The organism is Glutamicibacter soli (assembly GCF_052322135.1).
In the GTDB taxonomy this organism is placed as follows: Bacteria; Actinomycetota; Actinomycetes; order Actinomycetales; family Micrococcaceae; genus Glutamicibacter; species Glutamicibacter soli.
Genome location: NZ_CM125969.1, coordinates 498,884 through 517,382, shown reverse-complemented (window position 1 = coordinate 517,382; position 18,499 = coordinate 498,884). Strand labels below are relative to the sequence as shown.

The following is an 18,499-nucleotide window of genomic DNA, read 5'->3' as shown; positions in this document are numbered from 1 at the left end:
CGCCGTCTGAGCGGTTGCAGTGGGCGTGTTCTGCGCCTTTGTATGTTGTGCGGTCGTCAGTGTGGCCGAGGTCGAATGGTGTGCCTGGATGGATTGGCAGTCCGCATGATGCGCAATTGACTCCGCCTCGATCAATACGTTCGCGCCATTGCTTACGCAGTGTTTGATGCTTAGAGTCGTATCCGCGTTGGGTGCTGTTGCCTCGTGCGCGTTCGTACTCTCGCTCATGCTCAGTGCAATAGCGTTTGACTGCGGCCTGTGGGCATCCAGGCTTGGGGCAGATGCGTTTGGCTCGTGCCATCGTGTCACCGCCTTTGTTGTTGCTACCCGCGTCAGTTGTCCATGGTTCTGACGCGGGCGGCGTTGCGGGTGATCGTTAGCCAGTCAGCCGCGCTGGCCCCAAGGTAGCTGGGCTTTGTAAGTTTGACGCTCTATGCACGGTAGTGACGTGCATGCCGGATACGAGGCGAGCGACTTCTCGTATCCCAGCGCACACTTCGTTGGGGGGAAGGTCTGCGCGGGGGTGCTGGCTTGTTCGCCCGGTTTGGCCAGCGTCCGGGGGTCTTGCCGTTTTTTGGCAATAAAATAAGCCCCAACCTTTTGGTTGAAGCTTCTGACTGTGGGTACACGTATCCGCAGCTGGTACCAGATTAACAGGTGCGTGCGGTCAGTGCAACTAGTACCCATTTGATTTCGTTTGTTCCTGTCCAGTGCGCTTCACATGCTTTACATTCAACGCTCCATTCTTGGTGGGGTTTGAGGTTTTCGTTGTCTGCCCAGCAGTCTACGTAGAGTGCGGTGAGCCTGTCTTCGCTGTAGGTTGCTTGTCCGCAGGCTGGGCAGGTTACGCCGTCGAGTCTGCGTAGTTTCTTGGGTCGAAGATAGGTTTCGATCTGGCCTTTAGCCCAGTTCAGTGTTGCTTCGAGTGTTGTTTCCCAGTCCGGTTCGTGTGCGTCCTGGCTGATTCTGATGATGCATTTTTCGAGGATGGGCGCAGCATCTTGGTATCGGTTGGTGTACGCGATGCGGACTTCGTCGGTGATGTTGTTGAGTAGGTCTAGGGCTGATGCGTCTACGAGGATGCGTGCTTTGCTTGATGCTCCTCCTGCACCTGTGTCGCTTGATCCGCTGACTGCTTCACGCAGTTCGGTCAATAGTCCAGGCACCTTTCCGATTTGTCCGCCGATCATTGTTAGGTGCGGTTCTGTCAGCTCTTGCGCGAGGGATCGCAAGGTCACAGTGTTTCTCCTTCGATGGTGTTGGCCCGTTCCACGTCTTCGGCTTTTAGTCCGGTGAGGTGTACGTCTCCGTTGCTCTTGTTTCCGTAGATGCTTCCTTGTGTGGTTCGAAGTTCGATGGCGTCTGATTCTTCCCAGTCGTATGAGCCGATGTCGACGTAGACGTGCGTGCCTGGGTCTAGTTCGCTGAGCATCGCAATGAGTTCGCCTGCTGTGGTGCGCGTCTTACTCATTTTTTGGCCTCTCTGCTTGATATGACATGGAATATCTGGGGGTCTGACTTGCATACGACGATGGTGAATGTGCCGCCTCGTCCTTTGCGTGCGTGCCAGATTGCTTGTTGTAGGGCTTTGTCTCTGTTGGGGTATTGGTTTTTCATGCCGCCCATGTGGTTTTTACAGAAAGCATTGAGACTTCTCAGTCATCGTTCCGTCCTTTCTTAAATAGTTGAGGGCCACCGGTTTGGTGGCCCTCGTTCTAGTTATGCCGTTTTGCGATCGAGTATGTTGTGCGTGAAAAGCTCATTGCGTTTGGCTCGAACTGCAAGATCGGCTTCTTCTAGTGAGTCGAACGTTCCAACTTCGATCACTTCGCCATTATGGCCAACTTTGGCTTTATACTTCCCAGTGCGTGTCAGTGATACCCCGCGAACCCCAAGCCGGTTATCTGCTCTTGGTCCAGACAGGTTTTCCTGATTTTGTTTATTCGTGGCCAAACGCAGGTGCTCCGGGTTTACGCATGCTGGATTGTGGCACATGTGATCTACCAGTAGACCTTCGGGTATCTCTCCGCAGTGACGCTCATACGAGTACCTGTGCGCCAGGATGGGTTTCTGCCCAATGCTGAGTCGCCCGTATCCGTGGTCGTTTCGGTAGCCTTGCCAGTTCCAGCATGATTCCGATTTGTCCACGAAGCTATCGAAGCGAAGTTCGTCATCGTTTCGGATTCTCTGGACTTTGTTCGGATCTCCGTTGAACCGGAGCCTCTGATAGTGAAGGTTGCAAAGGTCGTTGCCATAATGCTTTTCGTTGCACCCGTCGATGGAGCAGAAGCGCGTCTCTTTGACTCCTGGTTCTCTGTTCGGATCTCCATAGGCGTGCCACCGGCCATAGTGGGTTTGGCACCACCCGCGTGCTATGACTTTCTTTGAGCAACCATCGATGATGCAGATTTTTGGCTTGACGATGGGTTCACGTGTAACACCCCCGCCCCGTCGCCACGCTGCATAGTGTGTTCCGCACATGCCTCTTCCGACTGATGCTTTCTCGCATCCTTTGGTAAAGCAGATTTTCTTTGCGGAAGGGTTTTTGGGTAGCATGTCTGCTAGCCCCCTTTCTGGTTAGGTCAGAATTCGGGTTAGGCCTGCGTCGAGATTCCCGTCTCTTCGTAGGCCGTTTCTATATCCCTAATTCTACCAAAATTCCGCGTGATCATGCGGATTTTAGGGTGTTTTCCTTGCTCTCACTGGTTGTTCTTGTACTTGTTTTCACAAGCCCCTGGCTTGGTTGGGTATGGCCTTGTTGAGGCTTTTGCGCAGGCGTATGCGAGTAGCACGGTGAAGATGATGATCATGGCTACGACGCAGCAGATGATTGCGGGGATCATGGGATCATTCCTTTCATGGTTCCGGCGGGTGTGAGGTCGGGGTGCAGTCGGCATCCTGGATGGCCGTTGCGTGGGCATTCTTTCCCACACCCGTGGGATTGGGTATAGCAGGCGGAATAACTCTGATGCCGAGCATGAATGTGCGGGCAACTTTCGCCGTCTGCGCGGTGGCATTCGCCGGTGCCGTCGTGATGCACGATCACGTGGCCTGGGCAGGTGAGAGTTAGTAGCGAGCGCGCCCGGGTGGGATCTGCTTTCACCCACTTTTCTTCGTAGGCCGCGGCGCTGGACTGGCATTTGCTGCGCTGATGGAACTGCACTCCGTCGGCTCCGAATGGGTTCAGTAGGTTCGGGCCGGGGAACACGTATTTCTTTTGCCGGTGCGTGATTGGCTCTTTGCAGGCTGGGCAGTATCCGTCTGGGACTTTCATGGCTTCGACAGACTGCTGAACGGCTCGTTCAGCGCGGATACCACTGCATGGTGGTAGTTCGTTGCAGCAGTTGCAGACTGCGTAATGTTCACCGATTTCGCGCCAGTGTTTGTGTTGGTTTTTGATCCTCATCCCGTGGTGTGTTCCGGGCGCGTGTCCGGTGAGTCGTTCGACGATTACTTCGTAGAGGTAGTTGCTATCGAGTGGTTCGCGGACTTCGAGGACCCGGTATGCGTGGCGTTGGTGTTCGATGATTATCCCGATGCTTGGTCGGCTCATGGTTGTTTCCTGTCTGGGTGGCGGTGTTCGAGTCCGGCTCGCACTCTTTCGAGGGCTTCGAGGTCAGAAGATTGTGCGATGAGCATGGTTCCGAGCATGAGGCAGTGTGTGCCGTGCTGCGACGTGATCGTGTAGGTGGTCATGGTGCTTCTCCGAGATCCTGAGTGACCGCGACTATCTCGGATAGGTCGAGGAAAATTGGCGAATCTCCATATTTGAGTCCGGTCCAATTGATCTTGGTGAGTTCACTTCCACTTCTGAGGGTTTCTACCCGAAGGTTTTCGCCTTTGAAGGTGAGTTCTTTTCCGTTGCGCAGGTGGATGGTTACGGTGTTCATTTGTTGTCCTTCGATTTGTGGTATCCGTGTTTTCCGTGGCCGTAGATTTCGGCGGGGGTTGGGCGGTCGGCCATGACTGCGAGTAGGTGGAGCATGGCTATGGATCCGGCTTTGGCGGTGGTGACATCTTCTGGATCGAACCGTGGGTCGCGGATGATCGCTGGAACTAGCTTTGTGATCCGTGTTGCGAGTTTTTCGACTTCCACATGCAACGCATCCCGGTTGGTGCGTGCTGGGTGGCCTTGCTTGCGGCGGGTCATCGGTTGGTTCCAGTCAGATTTTCCAGCAGTTTGATGACTTCAGACTCGACCATTTCTCCTGTGTGCTTCTGTCCTGATCGAGTGATGATGTTGACGGTTTGAATTTTCGCCGCGAGGTAGTTCTCTTTTTGTGTTGCGGTGATGGATTCGATGGATTCGGTTTCGATCCAGGTGTCTGCGATTTTGACGAACGCGGTCATGGTGTTGCCTTTCGGGTATGAAAATAGCGCCCGGCGTTGGGGCGCTTAGAAAAGTAGTTCTCGGACGTTTGGGCGCATCTGCGTTTCGAAGCCGTGAACGAACTTCTTGTTGATTTCGAAGCCGAACGATTTGCGCCCAAGGTTCTCCGCTGCGAGCAGGGAGACTCCGGAGCCTGCGCATGGGTCGATTACTACGTCGCCGGGGTCGGTGAAGGTTTCGATTAGTTGGCCGATGACCCCGATCGGTTTCTGTGTGGGGTGGACTTTCGGTGTGAGGCTGTCCCGCTTCCAGTCCATGCAGTTCATGATCATTCGGCCCTTGTTGCGGAACTTTGGTAGTTTGTCGCGGTACAGGATGATCGCATACTCGGTGTTGCCTACCACACGCATGTTTGCCTTGAGCACCTGGGGTGAGAAGTTCTTTCGAAAGACGAGGTTGATGTAGTTTTTGTACCCGTACTTTTTGCCTTCTTCGATGACTTGCATCTGTTGTTCGAAGGCACAGAACACAATCATGCAGCCAGCTTGGTTCTTTTCCTTCGGCTCTTTTTTGAGCATGCGGCTGGTGAAGTGCATGAATTCGCTGATGCGGAAGTCTTCATCGGTGTCGAAGAAACGCTTTCCAGCGAGTTCGGATTCGCCGTTGGCTCGGTCTCCGTCTTCGTACCACTGGGGGTTTGACCCGTAGGCATTGGTGCCGATGTTGTACGGAATATCAGCAATGATTAGTTGTGCTGGCGGTATGTTGTAGCGTCGGTGGTTTTGGAAATGGTCATGGTAAAGCTCCATGCGTTTGCTCCTGGAATGAATAAAGCGCCCTAGGGGGCGCTGGAATAGTGTTGGGTGAGTATTTGCCCGTTGCGGGGCTGTTAGGCGCTATAGGGCGCGTTCTAGCGCGTCCCACAGTGGTTCAACGGTCACGCGCACGCCGGGTGTATCCGCTGCCCAGTGTTTGCGGACGTGCAATGAGCAAACACGTGAGTCGTCCACCCAAAGTCCGCCGGCCGTGATGCCGTCGTTGACAGCACGTGCGAGCTTATCGAGATCCGGGACGCCAGCAGGGTGCTTCCCAAAACGTGAACGCGCTGGTGCTGGCAGGTAGAAGTCCATGCTGACCCGTAACGCGCAATCCAATGGTTCGTCCGGCGCATGACCCTCGGCAACACGAGCCACCGCGTCACGCCATGCGGGAAGCTTCTCGCTCATCTCCACGAGCACGATCTTCTTCCCCCGCTTGAATGCCTTTTTCGACCCCTGAGGTGCTGCGATGCCCGGCACAAAAAAGTTGATCACTGGTCCTCCTGGTTGGTGGCAAAAGAATGGCCACCCTCGTTGAGAGTGGCTTGGTAGTTAGCGCATGTTGCTTCGAGCTCCAGCAGGTACTCGGCCATGACGCCCCCGAGGCGCATAGGCTCGGCTAGGTGTTCTCTCACTGGGTTCACGCTCCTGGGTCGTGTGCGTTGGAATAGTGGCCTTGGAAGACCAGTTCGATGGCTCCGGTTTGTCCGCGCCGGTTTTTGGCGACCGCGATTTTCATATCCACCGAAGCTTCCCCATAAGGTTCGCGGTGCAGCAGGAGCACTACGTCTGCGTCCTGCTCGATGGATCCCGATTCGCGCAGGTCTGACATCATCGGTAACGCTTCGGCACGGTTGGTGCTGTTGCGGTTCAGCTGCGATAGGACGATCACTGGCACCCCGTATTCCATGGCGAGAATCTTCAGCTCACGGGACATGTCCGATACGAACTCATGCCGTGGACGGCGGTCACCGTTGGGTTGCGACATGAGTTGCAGGTAATCCACAACGATGCCGGCGAGTGGTTTGCGTCGGTGCGTGGATCGGATGAACCGTTTGATTTCGGTGATGGACGATGATGGGCGGTCGAGGACTGCGAGCGGCCGGGTGGTTTGTGCTTGCGTCCATGTGGCGATTTTCTGCCAGTCCGATGGTTCGAGGTTTCGTTCCATGAATCGGTTCATCGGGATCTTCAGCTCGTTCGCCATGATCCTGAGGTTGAGGTCGTTTCGGCTCATTTCGAGGCTGATGAATGCGACTGACCCGTGGTTGAGCATGGCTTGTGCGAGTTGGACTGCGATCACTGATTTGCCGACTGCTGGGCGGGCTCCGACGACGTACACGGCTCCGGGTTGTAGGCCGGTGATGAGTCGGTTCATTTGTGGCCAGGGGGTTGGGATGGCTCGTACGTCGGATTCGAGCAGGTCGATTGTTTCTTCGAGTGTTTCGGCGAGGAACGTGACTGGTGCTGATGTTTCTTTTGCTGAAGCATCGTCGAGGGTCTTGCGTGCTTCCTCCACGACCTCCGGTGAACCACCGTTCGTTTGTGCGAGTTGGTGGATCTTCTGTCCGGCGACCATGAGGCGTCGTGCGATGGCGGCTTGGGTGACGATGTTGGCGTAGTGTCCGACGTTTGCCACGGTGGGTGTGGTTTCCATGGCTTTCGGAAGCAAGGCGGGGTCGAGTTTTTCGCCGTTGCTGTGCATGTGTGCGGCGATGGTGACCATGTCCACGGGTTGCCCAGCGGTTTTCATGGTCATTGCTGCGCGGTGGATCTTCTCGTACACGGGTTGGGTGTAGTCGGCTGGGTCGAATTCGAGGTCGTCTAGGACTCGGCCTTGGGAGAGGATGAGTGCGCCGATGATGGATAGTTCGGCGTGGTTGAGGTCGGACATGTGGCCTCCTTTCGGGTAAAGAAATACCGCTTGGGGTTATCCCCAGGCGGTTGCTTGTCGTGGTTGGGCTTTGGTGATCCACATGGTGAATGCTGAGTTCCAGTTGGCGGCTCGGCGGTCGTGGGTTTCGGCGTGGAGTTTGAAGTGTTCTGCGAGTTCGTTGACGTTGAGGTTTTTGTCTCGTGCTCGTTTTGCGTGTTCTTCGGTGGGTTGCCAGTTGTCTGGGATTTTGGTTGAGGGTTTCTTTCTTGGCTTCTTTTCTTCCTCCTGTGAAGAAGGGGTTGGGGAAGAAGTATTTAAGGGATCGGGGTCGGGGTCGGGGCATTGCGACCGCATGTTTTTGCCATGCGGTTTGCCATGCGATTTGCTATCCGGTTTGTTAGCCCATCGGGCGGCTGCACCCTTTTTACCCGCTAAACTCCGGGCTTTTCGCTTTTCGCGCTCATCTTCGGCGCTTGGTTGGAACTCGGACCAGTCGTGGAACTGGTAGCCGCCTTCGACCTCGTCCCATAGTCCGGCTAGAACAAGCGCATCGGCATCGCATTCGTTTGCCATAGCATTTGCCATAGCTTTTGCTATGAACCCGTCTGTGAGTTGGGCACATGACCATGAGCCGGCGCGCACCCATAACCCCATTGCAGCGTTTCCTGCGACGACGGCTTTTTGGTGGAAGGCTAACTGGTCGTCAACTTTGAACCAGCCCATGCTGGCCTCCTTACTTGGTTGCTTCTTGGATGATTCGGTACAACGTGAGTTCGTTGTCGTGTTCGTAGTCGGCTAGAGCGTCCTGGTAGAGGTCGTCTTCTGGCATGACCTCGGCACCGTGGTACATGAGGTTGGGTTGCGTGGTGCGCCGGTAATGGATGTCATGGCACGTCGCCAACGCTTCGGTGATCTGCGCGCAGGATAGTGGTGCGCCGATGTAGGTTGTGACGATGGTGTTGATGAGGAAAGATTCCTCATGGTTCGGGTATTGCCCGTAAGCAAGGTACGCGTCCATGAGCGCCGCAACAGCACCGTCATGGTCACGCTTCACTGCTGCCTGATACGTGGTCATTCGCTTGCTCCTTCCAATGAGCTGAGGCGGTTCTGGTCTGCAATGACGACTTTGATGAATGCCCTCAATGCTCTGAGGCCGCCCTCGTATCCTTGGTCAACGATGGTTGCTTCGAGTTCAGCCAAGCGCTCAATGAGAACTACTAGGTCGATTTGTGAAAAGGGCTTCCTTGCGATCAGAGTCTTTAGTTCTTCGAGACGCGTATCGACTTCTTTTAGGCGATTGAGCTTTCTAACTCGCGCCGCAATCAGGCCTCGATGGTGGTTATTTCCGCGGAGCTTGGTTCGTATTTCTGCTAGGTGGTATCCGAGTTGCTGCTTCTCGAATCGAAGCTCTGCAAGTTCCGTGAGGTGGTCTTGTTCGAGTTTCATTTGAGTTCTCCTGATAGTGCGGCGTATCCGCAGACGTCGATGAGTGAGTCGCGGTGTCCTGGGGTGTTTGCGAGGCGTGACATTTTCAGGTGGATGAGTGCGTAGGCCACGTCTTGTGCGGTGAATGGTTGGTTGAGTTTGTGGGCGAATTGTGCGTTCCATAGGTTGGCGATGCGGCCGAAGTTTTCGTTTGGGTCGCCGTAGTCTTTCGCCCGGTCACCGTTGATCAGCTGTTCGGACTCGGCAAGGATTCGGGCGCGTTCGTTGGGTTCGTCCGTGTCGGTTTCCTGCGCGGGTGCTTGTGCGTGTCCTTGGATTTCTTTGGGGTGGATGATTCGTTTTCCTGCCCGGTATCGGAGGTCGTTGAAGTAGTTGTATTCGAGTGCGGTGATTTCCACTTCTACGAACCCGGTGGATCCATCGACGGCATCGACCAGTACCCGGTCGCCTACGTTGTACATGCTCATTTGGTTCTTCCTATTGCTGTGTTGGCCGTGTGATCAGCCCACGGGAGGTTATTCGGGGTTGTTCGGGCTTGTTCGTCACGGATCTTGTGGCAAATACAGTCCATACTTCGACGGCACATGAAGTACGGTGCGGACCCACGACAGCACTTATCGCACTCATTCATGCGGCTGCCCTTCGTGCTCGTGCGCGTTCTCTTTGCTCGGCTTTGTGGAGTGTGTAAGCGTTTTCGCAGGCGAGGTCTTTTTCTTCGCCTTTGCGGTCGTGTCGCATCCATGCGGCGTATGTTCCGCAGGGCTTCAGCTCTCGTGTGCGGCGTGTGGGGCGCTGTTCGGATCTGGCTTTCCTGCACGGGTCGCAGATCTTTTCTTTGCGCTTTACGTGGTGTTTGTAGCCTGCTGGGGTTCCGCAGGCTGGGGTTGGCCAGGGGTTTAGTGGGTCGGGGAAGTGGGTTTGTCCGAGTGCTTCACGGTATGGGCGGCGCTCCTTGAAGTAGGCGAGCAACGAGGCCTTGTTTTGTTCGGTGGTTGGGCGGTCGGCTTGCGGTTCCCCGAACATCTTTGCTTGTTCTTCTTTGACCTGTGCGCGTCGGCAGTTCGTGCAGTACCCGTATCCGCCGTAGGTGACGGTGCCGGGGTATTCTTCGGGCGACCATCCGTTGGGTCTGGTTGGTCGTTTGCAGCCTTGGCATGGGCGGATTGGTTCGGTGTCTACTGCTGACATTGTTGTTCCTTTGGTTGTGGTTTGGGGCTGGTTACTCACCCCCAAGATGTGAAACCAGCCCCGTGTTTGGTGCATGAAAAAAGCGCTACCCGGTTTGGGTTAGCGCTTGTTGATTAGGTGTGGATAACTCAGAACGGCGGTTCGTCGTTGCCCGGGTTGCCCCAGCCGCCACCGTTGCCCTGCGCCGGGTTCTGCTGCGACTGAGTACCCCAAGGATCCTGCGCCGGAGTACCAGCCCAAGAACCCCCACCATTCGGCTGCGGAGTAACCTGCTGCGGTGGAGCCGACTGCTGATTCTGCTGTGGTGCACGAGTACCGCCACCGCCTGACCGCTGAGTACGGGTCACCTTGGCGGAAGCGAAAGTCAGCGACGGGCCGATCTCGTCCACTTCCAACTCGGTCACAGTGCGACGGTTCCCCTCCTTATCGTCGTAAGAACGCATACGCAACCGCCCCTGCGCAATCACGCGCATGCCCTTGGTTAGCGTCTCAGCGACGTTCTCAGCGGCCTCACGCCAGACAGCCGACCGCAAGAACAACGCTTCCCCGTCCTTCCACTCGTTGGTGTTCCGGTCAAAGGTTCGCGGGGTCGAAGCAATCGTGAAATTCGCAACCGCGCTACCCGAAGGCGTAAAACGCAACTCCGGATCCGCAGTCAGATTGCCGATAACGGTAATCACCGTGTCATTAGCCATTGTTGATGGCCTCCATTTCGTTGAGGGTGTTCATGATGAGGGGAAGTTCGTCTGCCTTGATTGCGTTCGGTCCGGGCAACTGCCGCCCGAGGGTTTGGGCGACGAACGCGCCAGGGTTTTCGATGCCCTTCGCGGTCGCGGCCGTGACGATCTCACCCCACTGGGCTTCGTTGATCATCGGCACCGTGGGTGCTTCTTGCGCTGGCGCTGGCTGTGGGGTGCGCGGGGAATGGGCTTTGATCTCGCCCATGTCTTCCATCTCGTCCGGCGTGTACGTGACACCGTAGAGCGCTTCAGAACACGCGAGGCGGGCAACCGCGCTGATGGCACGCCACTGAAGCATCGTCACGGGTTGCTTCTTGTAGTTGTCCTTGTTGGACAACCCCATCTGCTGCGCCCACGCCATGTCCCTGACCACGGTGTGCGGGTACTCCGGGTCGTCGGCACGCCAGATAGTTGCCCGGACGCTCTTGGCCTGCTCGTCGACCTCCACGCGGAGTTTGTGGCCAGCCTTGCGCACGTTCGACGCGATCAGTTCAGCGGAGGCGGTGGGCTTCCCCTGAATCACGTCGATGCGATACAAGGACTCTGCCGGCGCGAGCCCCATGGCCTGCCCAAGCCCGATAGCTACTAAAGCGTTGGCGGGCTTGCCACGGTAAGCCTGCGGCACAAGGTCGCCCTCGGTGACGATCTGCGACCACTGCATCTGCTCGGCCATCGTGATCTGCTGCGGTTCGACGCGGACAATTTCACTCATTTTCCATTTCCTCGTTTCGGATGTTTTCCCACGGCGTGAGGGTGTAGGTGTATTCGGTTTCGTAGCCTGGCCAGTTACCCGATGACTGGGCTTCCTGGTATCGGCGTAGTGCGATGTTGATGCGTGCTTGTGCTTGTCGGAGCGCTTCGGGGTCGAGTGAACCAACACTGACCGTGTAGGGTTCGCAGTTTTGCACGAAGATGAACTTCCAGTCGGGCACGAAGCCTGTGACCGCCTGTGCGCCGTTCAAGTAGTGTTGCGCTTGGATGTAGTAGCCGAAGTCGCTGATTGACTTGCGGACGTCGTTGGGGCGTGCTGACCGGGTTGTTTTCAGGTCGATGATCTGCCCGTGGTTTGGCCGGTACGCGTCAAAACGAGCTTTCAACGGTGTGCCATCGGACTCCCAAAACGCGCTAACCTCCGGTTGGAAGTCAGTCAACAACGAGGATGCGAGCTGGTGGTTCATGACGCTATCTGCCATGCGTTCCACCGGGGCAAGAATCGAATCGACCTCGCTGTTGTTGATCGGGATCTTCCCCGCAGCATAAGCGGCGGCTTTCGCCTGTTTCGCGTCGTTGGTTCGCCATGCGTCCACGTCCACACGTTCCACGAGCCGGTCAAGGCTTCCTTCGAGGATCAATGCGTGAGCCAACGTGCCGGTATCAAACACCCGCTTGTGCTCATTCGTGGACAGCATGACTCTGACCTCGGCCATGCTGATCCCCGTATCCGAAAGAGTCTTGATACTCGTGGATCCAAGAGCCTCGTGCGCGTGATACTCGACTTCATCCAAGTCATAAATCAGTGTCGCCACAGTCGGCCTCCTGGTTGCTTTCGGATATTGCGAAGGCCCCCACAATTTTGCGAGGGCCGTGCGTGTATTCTCGTGCTTTGCCGCGTAACCATGCTGCTGTGAACTTGTCACGCATCTGGTCGGCAACATCTGTGATCGTTTGGGCTTTCACTGAGGCTAACCAGCGGTCGAATGCGTCACCTGATTCTTTGTCGTACGAGTCAACTCCGCGAACATGAGCCGCAAACTCCATGTGGTCGAGGTAGGCGTGACGTACCTGCTCGGTGGTTGGCGTGTAGTCGCTCATTGTTCGCACCTGTGTTCCTGTTGTTCTTCCCTGACGGTGGCTTCAAACGACCACTCTTTGCCGACCCATCCGCAAGCACAGAATGCTTGGAACACGGGTAGGGTTGGTCGCTCAAACGAACGGGTTTTACCAGTCATTGTTGGCCTCCTATAGCCATGAGTGCATCCAATGCGTGTAAGCGGAAAATATGAACTCCCAAAACCAAGAACCGATCATGAGGGGTTCCTGATCTCTTCGGCATGTTCGGCGATGAGCATGATCGCTAGGTTCGCGCCGAAAATGTGCTCAGGGTTATCCACACGTTTGAACCGCTTCCGTAGATACTTTGCCGTTCCCTCGACCGCACCGGCCTTCGCTTCCCGTTCGTGCTGTTCGAGCACCTGCACAACATGAGCGCGATGCAGGGCGTACAGTTGCCCCTCTGTCTCAGCGGTTACGGTTTCACCGCACTTACACCGCATCCGTGACGCTTCACTCCACGGACGCTTCACCGTGTGCGCTTCGAGGATTTCGAGGATGCTCATCGCTTCACCTCCGGGATGTATTTGATTTCGAGTTTGTCTGCACTCCATACGGTGAACACTTCAGTCCACCAGCGCCCGCCGACAAATGACATGCCACCGATTCCGGCGCCCGAATTAGCTGGGCATCGGATGATGAGTTCGGAATTGCCGTTGAAGTGAACGCGAACCATAGTGCCGATGGGCAACGCGTCCCACTGCTCGACGTTGGTCACTTCCGGCAGCGCGGCGGCGAGATAAGCGGTGATCGCAGTCTCAGCCATGCGCTCGCAGTCATTGCCGTTCAGATCACCTATCCGCCCGGAAAACGCTTCATACAGCGCCTCCCAAGCAGCATCAAAAGCGTCCGGGTTTAGCGGGGGCTGGTTCACTTGGTGGCCTCCTTAGCGAGCTCACGGGCACGGCGGGCGAGAAGTAAGTAGACTTCCATGGTTCCAGCATGGAACCCGTCCCAAGTTGCTACCCTGGGCTCCCCGTCGTGTTCACGCACAACGTTGAACAGTTCCAGCGCTTCGGCTTCCAACTCCACCCGCTCCCGAGCTTCGGCGGTAGCGCGTTCCTGTTCCTCGATGTGGAACTGCAAGCTTTCCAACGCGCCGGCTAGGAAGTCCTCCCCCTGTCGAGTGACCCCCACCGCTTCGAGGATAGCCAGGCACAAGGCAGGCGCATCAGACGGGGCGAGTAGGATCGTGCTATTATCAACAGCCAAGAAAACGCCCTGGGAATTGATGTTCCCCTCAACTTCAAGCGTCACCGGGCTATCTAGGGCACTCTTGAACTTCTTCACTTCGCTCATTTGTTGTCTCCGTTCTTGGTGGTGCGGGCGTGATGGGCTTTGTCCACTTCGTTATGCGTGAACAATTCCAGACGCTTAGCGATGACAGCAGATTCGGCATCTTCCAACGAGTCAAATAGCCCTAGGTGATATTTCTTCCCGTTATGCCTGACAGCAGCTGAGAACTTATCTGGTGTTCGAGTTGAATCGACCCATACGCCCAGGACGCCAGTTTTTGAGCTCCTACTTGCACCCTTTTTATGCTCACAGTTCTGCTTCACCGAGACCGCCCTCAGATGATCCGGGCGAACGCATGAACGGTTGTGACATAGGTGGTCAATTACCAGACCTTCGGGTATGTGACCAAATGTCATTTCATAGGAAACTCGGTGAGCTTGTTTCATGGAACCCATGCGTATCTGCCCGTAACCCGCGTGGTTCAGACGGCCAGTCCACAGCCAGCACGATCCACTCTTGTCTACATGCCCCCAAAATCTGGAGGTATCATTTCCCCGGATGATGTTGACTTTCTCCGGGTCGCCGTATTTGCGCCAGCGGTTGTAGTGCTTTTGACACCATCCGTGCCCAAACACTTTTCCGTCGCAGTCATCAACTTTGCATGCCATTGCTGGGACCTCCTGATCTTGCGGCCCGGTCGGCGTAACGGATGGCTTCGGCATGGGTGGGGAATACTCTGCCGAATACTGAGTAGCCGTCTTTGTCGACCAGATATGCAAGTGCTTTCGGCACGCCGGGGTGGCTCCAATTGATGCACGCGACTTTCCAGCGGGGTCGGTGGACCTTACCCGCGCCGTCGCAGGTGGGGCACTTGTAGCTACCTTCCAGTGCGTAGAGTGGCCCGGCAATCCATCCACGGCCTGCACAGTCCTTGCAGATTTGCTTAGCCATCGGTTTTCTCCTTGGCTACGATTCGGTGGTCGCGGATGGATAGGATTTTGACTGCCCAGCCCCATCCGAATCCGCGGGGGCAGCTGCCCAGTAGCGTCAAGAGCTTCTGGTGCGCTTCTTCGCGGGTCGATGCGATGACTTCGGCGACGCCACCCTGATCCCAGCGGGTGTGGTAGTAACCGGTCTTATCGGCTTGGGCGTACCGCATTTTGAACTCGTACAGATCAGCCATTGTTGTCACCTCCGAGCGCGTCGTCAGCCAACCGGCATCCATCACCGTCCAGGGCGCGGATGGTATCGCATGGCCATGCTGAGTTTTCTTCGGCAGCGCAATAGTGTTCCTCGGCTCCGTTCGGATAAACCAGAACCCGTTCAGCATGCTTCGCACGCACTCTTGCGACGGCCTGTTCAGCCTGTTCGAGGCGGGACAGGACAGCAACGAGCTCAGCCCTACTAATTTCAACAGTTGGAGCCCAAGCCAACTCGCTCAGGTGCCGATTCAACCGCTCAACGTCAACATTCTTTTCCATCAGATTTTCCCTACTGTGAGCATGAGTAAAGCCCCGACGATCTTCACCGAGGCTACGAATAGAAGTGCAGACATGAGGCCGATAACAGCAACCCATGCGCGGGTTTCAAAGTCGATTTCATCCACGTTGTTTCACCGCCGCCCACCGGGCTACAGCACCACCACGACGCGACCTAGACCGCGACCGCTCATGCTGCACATACCGGATCAAACCCATCGACTGATACGCCGTAAAAACCGCGCCAACCCAATTCGGATTAGAAGGGGCTGGAATCATGTCCCTCAGATCGTCCGCAGTGAATGAGAAGTTCCTGGCAATCAGAGCATCCATACCCTTATTCGCCGCCTCAAACCACTCAGCACGATCATCCAAAACCATCGGCACTGGCAAAGGCTTACCGCTCATCACAGAACCCCTCCCAAGCATCCCGAAAATCCGGGTAGCCAGACAACGCCGAACTGATCTCATCCTCAGAAGCATCACGCAACAGCCTCTCCAACTGAGCCACGGCATCATCTAAGGCTCCTGAAACCGCCCAACGAACCTCGCTATCGATACGAGCCTGTCGTGGTGGGTTCAGAACCGAAACGGAATGGCTTGCACGACCACCGCGGCCATCGTCTTGCATGCTGGAATGCATATGAGACTCAGCATCTTCTCTCGTTTCCAGAGTCAAATCGCAGTCGCGGCAACGCCCGTAGTCCTTGCCAGCCTCAGGATCGAATCGGTTAGACTTACTCATGTTGTTTGTTCCTTTCGGGAATGAAGAAACCCACCAGATAGCCGCTGGTGGGTTTCGTTTATTTGGTGACGCGATCAGCGTCATTGTGAGTATGCAAACGATTGCGTAAATCAGTAGCAACCTTGTCCGCTTCCTCAACTGTCTTGAAATAGCCACCCCAGTGAGTGACACCGTTATGCTTCACGCGGACTCCCCAAAGATTCGCCTTCTTGTTCAGATGAACACCACGAACGTGAGAATCAGTTGAAGCATTGAACCTAGACCGATTCTCAGAGTTCTGCTTCTTAGTCACAGCCCGAAGATGCTCAGGATTTACGCATGATCGGTTTCTGCAGATATGGTCGATCACCAACCCATCTGGGATAGGGCCGTAGTGGAGCTCGTAAGCTACCCGGTGAGCTTTGAGATTCTTTCGGCTTGGAGCATCAGCACGTATCGACCCATACCCGTTGCTGAGAATGGATGATGTCAGCACTAAGCAGTCGCCCTGACGTTCGGTTCTAGCAGCTAGGCGTTCAGCTATCGGCAGTGTTTTGCGCATGACTACCATCCCTATGCGGCAGCTAGCCGTCGTTGAACTGACGCGTGATGCTCGCACTCAGTAGGGTTCATAAGGTGACGTACTGCTGTATCGCCGGTAGGGTCCCCGTAAACAATCGTGCGGAACAGTTCCAACACCTCAGCCTCAGACGGCTCATACGTGAACGCCTGGAACCTCTTATAGGCGACCTTCCCGAGCTTCTTATAAGCGCTGCGGGGAAGCTCTGGAACAGCCTCACGAGCCTTGTTCTCCATGAAAGCCAAACTGATTTTAGGCATGACAATTAGTCCTTACTCCAAGGGACGAACCCAAGGGGAAGTAATACAAAGAGTGGTGTGATGCCTGATTAGGCGATTTTGCGGAGTGCTTCCGCGATGCGGTTCTTGTCGAACCGGTTGCCTCGGTTGCCGAGGACTATCTGGCGGATTTCTTCCTGCTGTTCCGGGGAGAACCTGTATCGGTTCCCTACTTTGCCGGCTGGCCAGGTTCCGTCTGCTGCTCGGCGCTGTACGGTGATCGGTTTGATGTTGTACTCTGCGGCGAGGTCTTCAGTTGTTGCGTAGGATGCGGTGCGTCGTGTCATGCCGCGTCCTTGTGAGCGTTCTTGCTCTTGAACTCCTTTGGTAGGAGTTCTGCTGGGTGGATGTTGAGTGCGATTGCGATGCGGGCGATTTCGTAGGCTGTGAAGTCTACGCCGCCTCCGTTCATCTTGCGGGTGAACGTGTTGCGGGCGATGCCTGATGCGAGCGCAGTGCTGGATCGGGTTGCTCCGTCTGTGCGGTTGATTGCGTTGGCAATCTTTTCTGCGATTTCGTTGTTCATGGTTATGACTGTACACGTCCATTTGGACGCGCACAAGCCCATTTGGACATAAAGTAATAAAGCACCAACTCGGACGCGCTCACGTCCAAATTGGTGCTATAGTGTCCATATGGACATAAATAACCCACTATCCCAGTCGATTGCCCAGCAGCTTCAAGACGTCACGGGCGGTCGAACTGGAATGCCAGTCAAGGAACTGGCAGAGCGAACCGGAATCAAACTGGTTTCACTTAGCCGATACATCAACGGCAAGCGCGATATCCCGGCTCCGCTCTTCGCACTAATCTGCAAGGAACTAAATCTGGATCCTGGCGAAGTGCTTCGAAAGGCTATCGAAGAGTTCACCGGGGCAGAGTCCGGTAACTAGCGAAAGCGCTGCAACATCTGTTGCGGTTAGGCGGGAAAGCGTCATCGTGAAAACGGTGGCGCTTTTCTCGTTGGTCTGGTCGATGCTCTCAGGCACTACTTCCCCTAATTGTTCGTAGATATGTTCGAATGAGAGGTTGCGACAAGCCTATAACGAGAAGCCGACAGTTGGCCACCGCGTGACACGAAAACCTCCCCCCATTGGGGGGATGCCTAGCATTTCAGAGTGTTTCCAAGTGCTGTTTAGTGCTGTTCTCGAAACTGGGTCAACGCTTGAATATCCGCATGATTCCGGGCTAGAATCGGATTCCGAGCCGATTTTGGGGTGGGGTTCAAATCCCCCCGTGTCCGCCAAAAACCCCCTAGATGACTAGGGGGTTTTGCTTTTAACAAGCTTCCTCCCCGAGACTATCCGGCGCCGCGGTAAAGCGATCCGCACGTCCGGTTCCGGCATTCTCCAACTTAAATGGTCAGGCCCCGCAGAATCCTAACGAATCCTGCGGGGCCTACACGGTGAACACCCGGTCCCCCAACCAAATGTTCCAGCGACCAGAAGCATCCCCATAATGTCCAGTCAACCGCTTAACGCACTTCTGAGATTACCGCTCATTTCATCCCGAAGCAAGAAATATCGACCAGATCGCTAAAACTAGGTAGTTTGCAAAGACAAACTAGGTAGCGACGAGCCTCACGCTCTGGGTAGGAGCGTTTAAACCTTATTTGCTTGAAGAAAACAGTGAACAAGGACACTCTCGAGGAATTTTCCGCGCGTCGGTTTCATAATTCCGGGCGCTTGTGGCGTCGCCGCTTCCGGATACGCGAAAACCCCGGGTCTAAACCCGGGGTTTTCGCAAAGCACTATCTATTTGAGGTTGCGTTCAACGTCGTGAGCCGTCTCCTTGACCTGGTCTTCAGCCTGCTTGAGGTTTTTGGCTGCTTCGGCATTGAGCAACTCGTTGCGCAGTGCGTCGTCGCCGATTGTCTCGCCCGGCTGGGACCTGTCGGCCTTCTTGTCTGGCATGGTCGATCCCCTTCCACAATTCGTTGCGGCGAAATGTGGAATCCAGACTAACAAGTCATTTC

Annotated in this window: 30 protein-coding genes and 1 pseudogene; 1 reads left to right on the top strand and 30 read right to left on the bottom strand. The window is 55.6% G+C overall.

The genetic code is table 11. From position 1 onward, the window contains the following. Positions 1 to 650: 650 nt before the first annotated feature. The 29 genes and pseudogenes from ACTX90_RS02555 to ACTX90_RS02415 all read right to left on the bottom strand — a co-directional run bounded on the left by ACTX90_RS02555 (position 651) and on the right by ACTX90_RS02415 (position 17,050). On the bottom strand, positions 651 to 1,238 hold the full coding sequence (locus tag ACTX90_RS02555) for a DUF7341 domain-containing protein (RefSeq protein WP_443442990.1): 588 nt from the start codon (positions 1,236 to 1,238) through the stop codon (positions 651 to 653). Then, on the bottom strand, positions 1,235 to 1,471 hold the full coding sequence (locus tag ACTX90_RS02550; RefSeq protein ID WP_443442988.1) for a hypothetical protein: 237 nt from the start codon (positions 1,469 to 1,471) through the stop codon (positions 1,235 to 1,237). The genes ACTX90_RS02555 and ACTX90_RS02550 overlap by 4 nt, the downstream gene beginning before the upstream one ends. 248 nt (positions 1,472 to 1,719) lie before the next feature. Then, entirely contained in the window at positions 1,720 to 1,953 is a 234-nt protein-coding gene (locus tag ACTX90_RS02545) for a hypothetical protein (RefSeq protein WP_443444061.1), read from the bottom strand. 36 nt (positions 1,954 to 1,989) lie between these two features. Continuing rightward, positions 1,990 to 2,481 (bottom strand): annotated as a pseudogene (locus tag ACTX90_RS02540) (hypothetical protein); the annotation flags it as partial. Positions 2,482 to 2,839: 358 nt separating this feature from the next. Beyond that, positions 2,840 to 3,553 carry a hypothetical protein gene (locus tag ACTX90_RS02535; protein WP_152666877.1) on the bottom strand — a complete coding sequence of 238 codons (714 nt, stop codon included), beginning with the start codon at positions 3,551 to 3,553 and terminating at the stop codon, positions 2,840 to 2,842. A 139-nt stretch (positions 3,554 to 3,692) separates the two neighbouring features. Then, entirely contained in the window at positions 3,693 to 3,890 is a 198-nt protein-coding gene (locus tag ACTX90_RS02530; RefSeq protein ID WP_443442987.1) for a hypothetical protein, read from the bottom strand. Continuing rightward, complete coding sequence (locus ACTX90_RS02525) at positions 3,887 to 4,150, bottom strand: hypothetical protein (protein WP_443442985.1); 264 nt, start codon at positions 4,148 to 4,150, stop codon at positions 3,887 to 3,889. The genes ACTX90_RS02530 and ACTX90_RS02525 overlap by 4 nt, the downstream gene beginning before the upstream one ends. Then, positions 4,147 to 4,350, bottom strand: coding sequence for a hypothetical protein (locus ACTX90_RS02520; RefSeq protein WP_443442984.1), 204 nt, complete (start codon positions 4,348 to 4,350; stop codon positions 4,147 to 4,149). Before ACTX90_RS02520 ends, ACTX90_RS02525 begins: the two co-directional genes overlap by 4 nt. A gap of 45 nt (positions 4,351 to 4,395) precedes the next feature. Beyond that, positions 4,396 to 5,139, bottom strand: coding sequence for a DNA-methyltransferase (locus ACTX90_RS02515; protein ID WP_443442983.1), 744 nt, complete (start codon positions 5,137 to 5,139; stop codon positions 4,396 to 4,398). A gap of 87 nt (positions 5,140 to 5,226) precedes the next feature. Then, positions 5,227 to 5,643, bottom strand: coding sequence for a RusA family crossover junction endodeoxyribonuclease (locus tag ACTX90_RS02510; protein ID WP_443442981.1), 417 nt, complete (start codon positions 5,641 to 5,643; stop codon positions 5,227 to 5,229). 145 nt (positions 5,644 to 5,788) lie between these two features. Continuing rightward, positions 5,789 to 7,042, bottom strand: coding sequence for a replicative DNA helicase (locus ACTX90_RS02505; protein ID WP_443442979.1), 1,254 nt, complete (start codon positions 7,040 to 7,042; stop codon positions 5,789 to 5,791). A gap of 36 nt (positions 7,043 to 7,078) precedes the next feature. After that, positions 7,079 to 7,747 (bottom strand): hypothetical protein, encoded by a 669-nt coding sequence (locus tag ACTX90_RS02500; protein WP_443442978.1) that lies wholly within the window; start codon positions 7,745 to 7,747, stop codon positions 7,079 to 7,081. A 10-nt stretch (positions 7,748 to 7,757) separates the two neighbouring features. Further along, entirely contained in the window at positions 7,758 to 8,099 is a 342-nt protein-coding gene (locus tag ACTX90_RS02495; protein WP_443442976.1) for a hypothetical protein, read from the bottom strand. Then, the gene (locus ACTX90_RS02490; protein ID WP_047119751.1) at positions 8,096 to 8,470 is read right to left on the bottom strand and encodes a hypothetical protein; all 375 of its coding nucleotides are present in this window, start codon (positions 8,468 to 8,470) and stop codon (positions 8,096 to 8,098) included. Before ACTX90_RS02490 ends, ACTX90_RS02495 begins: the two co-directional genes overlap by 4 nt. After that, positions 8,467 to 8,937, bottom strand: coding sequence for a DUF6378 domain-containing protein (locus tag ACTX90_RS02485; RefSeq protein WP_443442975.1), 471 nt, complete (start codon positions 8,935 to 8,937; stop codon positions 8,467 to 8,469). Before ACTX90_RS02485 ends, ACTX90_RS02490 begins: the two co-directional genes overlap by 4 nt. A gap of 849 nt (positions 8,938 to 9,786) precedes the next feature. Continuing rightward, positions 9,787 to 10,353, bottom strand: coding sequence for a single-stranded DNA-binding protein (locus ACTX90_RS02480; RefSeq protein ID WP_443442974.1), 567 nt, complete (start codon positions 10,351 to 10,353; stop codon positions 9,787 to 9,789). Further along, complete coding sequence (locus ACTX90_RS02475; RefSeq protein WP_443442972.1) at positions 10,346 to 11,110, bottom strand: hypothetical protein; 765 nt, start codon at positions 11,108 to 11,110, stop codon at positions 10,346 to 10,348. The genes ACTX90_RS02480 and ACTX90_RS02475 overlap by 8 nt, the downstream gene beginning before the upstream one ends. After that, positions 11,103 to 11,924 carry a PD-(D/E)XK nuclease-like domain-containing protein gene (locus ACTX90_RS02470; protein ID WP_443442970.1) on the bottom strand — a complete coding sequence of 274 codons (822 nt, stop codon included), beginning with the start codon at positions 11,922 to 11,924 and terminating at the stop codon, positions 11,103 to 11,105. Before ACTX90_RS02470 ends, ACTX90_RS02475 begins: the two co-directional genes overlap by 8 nt. Further along, the gene (locus ACTX90_RS02465; RefSeq protein ID WP_443442968.1) at positions 11,905 to 12,210 is read right to left on the bottom strand and encodes a hypothetical protein; all 306 of its coding nucleotides are present in this window, start codon (positions 12,208 to 12,210) and stop codon (positions 11,905 to 11,907) included. Before ACTX90_RS02465 ends, ACTX90_RS02470 begins: the two co-directional genes overlap by 20 nt. Positions 12,211 to 12,422: 212 nt before the next feature. Then, positions 12,423 to 12,734, bottom strand: coding sequence for a hypothetical protein (locus tag ACTX90_RS02460; protein ID WP_443442966.1), 312 nt, complete (start codon positions 12,732 to 12,734; stop codon positions 12,423 to 12,425). Then, positions 12,731 to 13,102: a hypothetical protein gene (locus ACTX90_RS02455; RefSeq protein WP_443442964.1), complete on the bottom strand. Its 372-nt coding sequence runs from the start codon at positions 13,100 to 13,102 to the stop codon at positions 12,731 to 12,733. The genes ACTX90_RS02460 and ACTX90_RS02455 overlap by 4 nt, the downstream gene beginning before the upstream one ends. Further along, entirely contained in the window at positions 13,099 to 13,527 is a 429-nt protein-coding gene (locus ACTX90_RS02450) for a hypothetical protein (protein ID WP_443442962.1), read from the bottom strand. Before ACTX90_RS02450 ends, ACTX90_RS02455 begins: the two co-directional genes overlap by 4 nt. Then, positions 13,524 to 14,186: an HNH endonuclease signature motif containing protein gene (locus ACTX90_RS02445; protein WP_443442960.1), complete on the bottom strand. Its 663-nt coding sequence runs from the start codon at positions 14,184 to 14,186 to the stop codon at positions 13,524 to 13,526. The genes ACTX90_RS02450 and ACTX90_RS02445 overlap by 4 nt, the downstream gene beginning before the upstream one ends. A 221-nt stretch (positions 14,187 to 14,407) precedes the next feature. Then, the gene (locus tag ACTX90_RS02440) at positions 14,408 to 14,647 is read right to left on the bottom strand and encodes a hypothetical protein (RefSeq protein WP_443442958.1); all 240 of its coding nucleotides are present in this window, start codon (positions 14,645 to 14,647) and stop codon (positions 14,408 to 14,410) included. Then, a complete protein-coding gene (locus ACTX90_RS02435) occupies positions 14,640 to 14,945 on the bottom strand; it encodes a hypothetical protein (protein ID WP_443442957.1) in 306 nt (101 codons plus the stop codon). The genes ACTX90_RS02440 and ACTX90_RS02435 overlap by 8 nt, the downstream gene beginning before the upstream one ends. A 394-nt stretch (positions 14,946 to 15,339) precedes the next feature. After that, entirely contained in the window at positions 15,340 to 15,687 is a 348-nt protein-coding gene (locus ACTX90_RS02430; RefSeq protein ID WP_443442956.1) for a hypothetical protein, read from the bottom strand. A 58-nt stretch (positions 15,688 to 15,745) separates the two neighbouring features. Beyond that, positions 15,746 to 16,228 (bottom strand): HNH endonuclease signature motif containing protein, encoded by a 483-nt coding sequence (locus ACTX90_RS02425; protein WP_443442954.1) that lies wholly within the window; start codon positions 16,226 to 16,228, stop codon positions 15,746 to 15,748. A gap of 346 nt (positions 16,229 to 16,574) precedes the next feature. Continuing rightward, the gene (locus tag ACTX90_RS02420; protein ID WP_443442953.1) at positions 16,575 to 16,811 is read right to left on the bottom strand and encodes a helix-turn-helix domain-containing protein; all 237 of its coding nucleotides are present in this window, start codon (positions 16,809 to 16,811) and stop codon (positions 16,575 to 16,577) included. Continuing rightward, the gene (locus ACTX90_RS02415) at positions 16,808 to 17,050 is read right to left on the bottom strand and encodes a helix-turn-helix domain-containing protein (protein WP_204676511.1); all 243 of its coding nucleotides are present in this window, start codon (positions 17,048 to 17,050) and stop codon (positions 16,808 to 16,810) included. Before ACTX90_RS02415 ends, ACTX90_RS02420 begins: the two co-directional genes overlap by 4 nt. 109 nt (positions 17,051 to 17,159) lie before the next feature. Here ACTX90_RS02415 and ACTX90_RS02410 point away from each other — a divergent pair, with 109 nt between their 5' ends. Next, positions 17,160 to 17,417 (top strand): helix-turn-helix domain-containing protein, encoded by a 258-nt coding sequence (locus ACTX90_RS02410; protein WP_204676510.1) that lies wholly within the window; start codon positions 17,160 to 17,162, stop codon positions 17,415 to 17,417. 861 nt (positions 17,418 to 18,278) lie between these two features. On the opposite strand, the gene ACTX90_RS02405 is transcribed toward ACTX90_RS02410, so the two are convergent. Continuing rightward, positions 18,279 to 18,437 carry a hypothetical protein gene (locus ACTX90_RS02405; protein ID WP_424678756.1) on the bottom strand — a complete coding sequence of 53 codons (159 nt, stop codon included), beginning with the start codon at positions 18,435 to 18,437 and terminating at the stop codon, positions 18,279 to 18,281. Positions 18,438 to 18,499: the final 62 nt, after the last annotated feature.

Excerpts from the sequence above, each read along its gene's own strand:
- ACTX90_RS02435 (WP_443442957.1), bottom strand. The coding sequence starts at position 14,945 with ATGGAAAAGAATGTTGACGTTGAGCGGTTGAATCGGCACCTGAGCGAG.
- ACTX90_RS02490 (WP_047119751.1), bottom strand. The coding sequence starts at position 8,470 with ATGAAACTCGAACAAGACCACCTCACGGAACTTGCAGAGCTTCGATTC.
- ACTX90_RS02425 (WP_443442954.1), bottom strand. The coding sequence starts at position 16,228 with ATGCGCAAAACACTGCCGATAGCTGAACGCCTAGCTGCTAGAACCGAA.
- ACTX90_RS02495 (WP_443442976.1), bottom strand. The coding sequence starts at position 8,099 with ATGACCACGTATCAGGCAGCAGTGAAGCGTGACCATGACGGTGCTGTT.
- ACTX90_RS02465 (WP_443442968.1), bottom strand. The coding sequence starts at position 12,210 with ATGAGCGACTACACGCCAACCACCGAGCAGGTACGTCACGCCTACCTC.
- ACTX90_RS02485 (WP_443442975.1), bottom strand. The coding sequence starts at position 8,937 with ATGAGCATGTACAACGTAGGCGACCGGGTACTGGTCGATGCCGTCGAT.
- ACTX90_RS02475 (WP_443442972.1), bottom strand. The coding sequence starts at position 11,110 with ATGAGTGAAATTGTCCGCGTCGAACCGCAGCAGATCACGATGGCCGAG.
- ACTX90_RS02460 (WP_443442966.1), bottom strand. The coding sequence starts at position 12,734 with ATGAGCATCCTCGAAATCCTCGAAGCGCACACGGTGAAGCGTCCGTGG.
- ACTX90_RS02415 (WP_204676511.1), bottom strand. The coding sequence starts at position 17,050 with ATGAACAACGAAATCGCAGAAAAGATTGCCAACGCAATCAACCGCACA.
- ACTX90_RS02440 (WP_443442958.1), bottom strand. The coding sequence starts at position 14,647 with ATGGCTGATCTGTACGAGTTCAAAATGCGGTACGCCCAAGCCGATAAG.
- ACTX90_RS02430 (WP_443442956.1), bottom strand. The coding sequence starts at position 15,687 with ATGAGTAAGTCTAACCGATTCGATCCTGAGGCTGGCAAGGACTACGGG.
- ACTX90_RS02450 (WP_443442962.1), bottom strand. The coding sequence starts at position 13,527 with ATGAGCGAAGTGAAGAAGTTCAAGAGTGCCCTAGATAGCCCGGTGACG.
- ACTX90_RS02420 (WP_443442953.1), bottom strand. The coding sequence starts at position 16,811 with ATGACACGACGCACCGCATCCTACGCAACAACTGAAGACCTCGCCGCA.
- ACTX90_RS02550 (WP_443442988.1), bottom strand. The coding sequence starts at position 1,471 with ATGAGTAAGACGCGCACCACAGCAGGCGAACTCATTGCGATGCTCAGC.
- ACTX90_RS02535 (WP_152666877.1), bottom strand. The coding sequence starts at position 3,553 with ATGAGCCGACCAAGCATCGGGATAATCATCGAACACCAACGCCACGCA.
- ACTX90_RS02525 (WP_443442985.1), bottom strand. The coding sequence starts at position 4,150 with ATGACCCGCCGCAAGCAAGGCCACCCAGCACGCACCAACCGGGATGCG.
- ACTX90_RS02515 (WP_443442983.1), bottom strand. The coding sequence starts at position 5,139 with ATGGAGCTTTACCATGACCATTTCCAAAACCACCGACGCTACAACATA.
- ACTX90_RS02445 (WP_443442960.1), bottom strand. The coding sequence starts at position 14,186 with ATGCCGAAGCCATCCGTTACGCCGACCGGGCCGCAAGATCAGGAGGTC.
- ACTX90_RS02530 (WP_443442987.1), bottom strand. The coding sequence starts at position 3,890 with ATGAACACCGTAACCATCCACCTGCGCAACGGAAAAGAACTCACCTTC.
- ACTX90_RS02410 (WP_204676510.1), top strand. The coding sequence starts at position 17,160 with ATGGACATAAATAACCCACTATCCCAGTCGATTGCCCAGCAGCTTCAA.
- ACTX90_RS02405 (WP_424678756.1), bottom strand. The coding sequence starts at position 18,437 with ATGCCAGACAAGAAGGCCGACAGGTCCCAGCCGGGCGAGACAATCGGC.
- ACTX90_RS02480 (WP_443442974.1), bottom strand. The coding sequence starts at position 10,353 with ATGGCTAATGACACGGTGATTACCGTTATCGGCAATCTGACTGCGGAT.
- ACTX90_RS02520 (WP_443442984.1), bottom strand. The coding sequence starts at position 4,350 with ATGACCGCGTTCGTCAAAATCGCAGACACCTGGATCGAAACCGAATCC.
- ACTX90_RS02500 (WP_443442978.1), bottom strand. The coding sequence starts at position 7,747 with ATGGGCTGGTTCAAAGTTGACGACCAGTTAGCCTTCCACCAAAAAGCC.
- ACTX90_RS02505 (WP_443442979.1), bottom strand. The coding sequence starts at position 7,042 with ATGTCCGACCTCAACCACGCCGAACTATCCATCATCGGCGCACTCATC.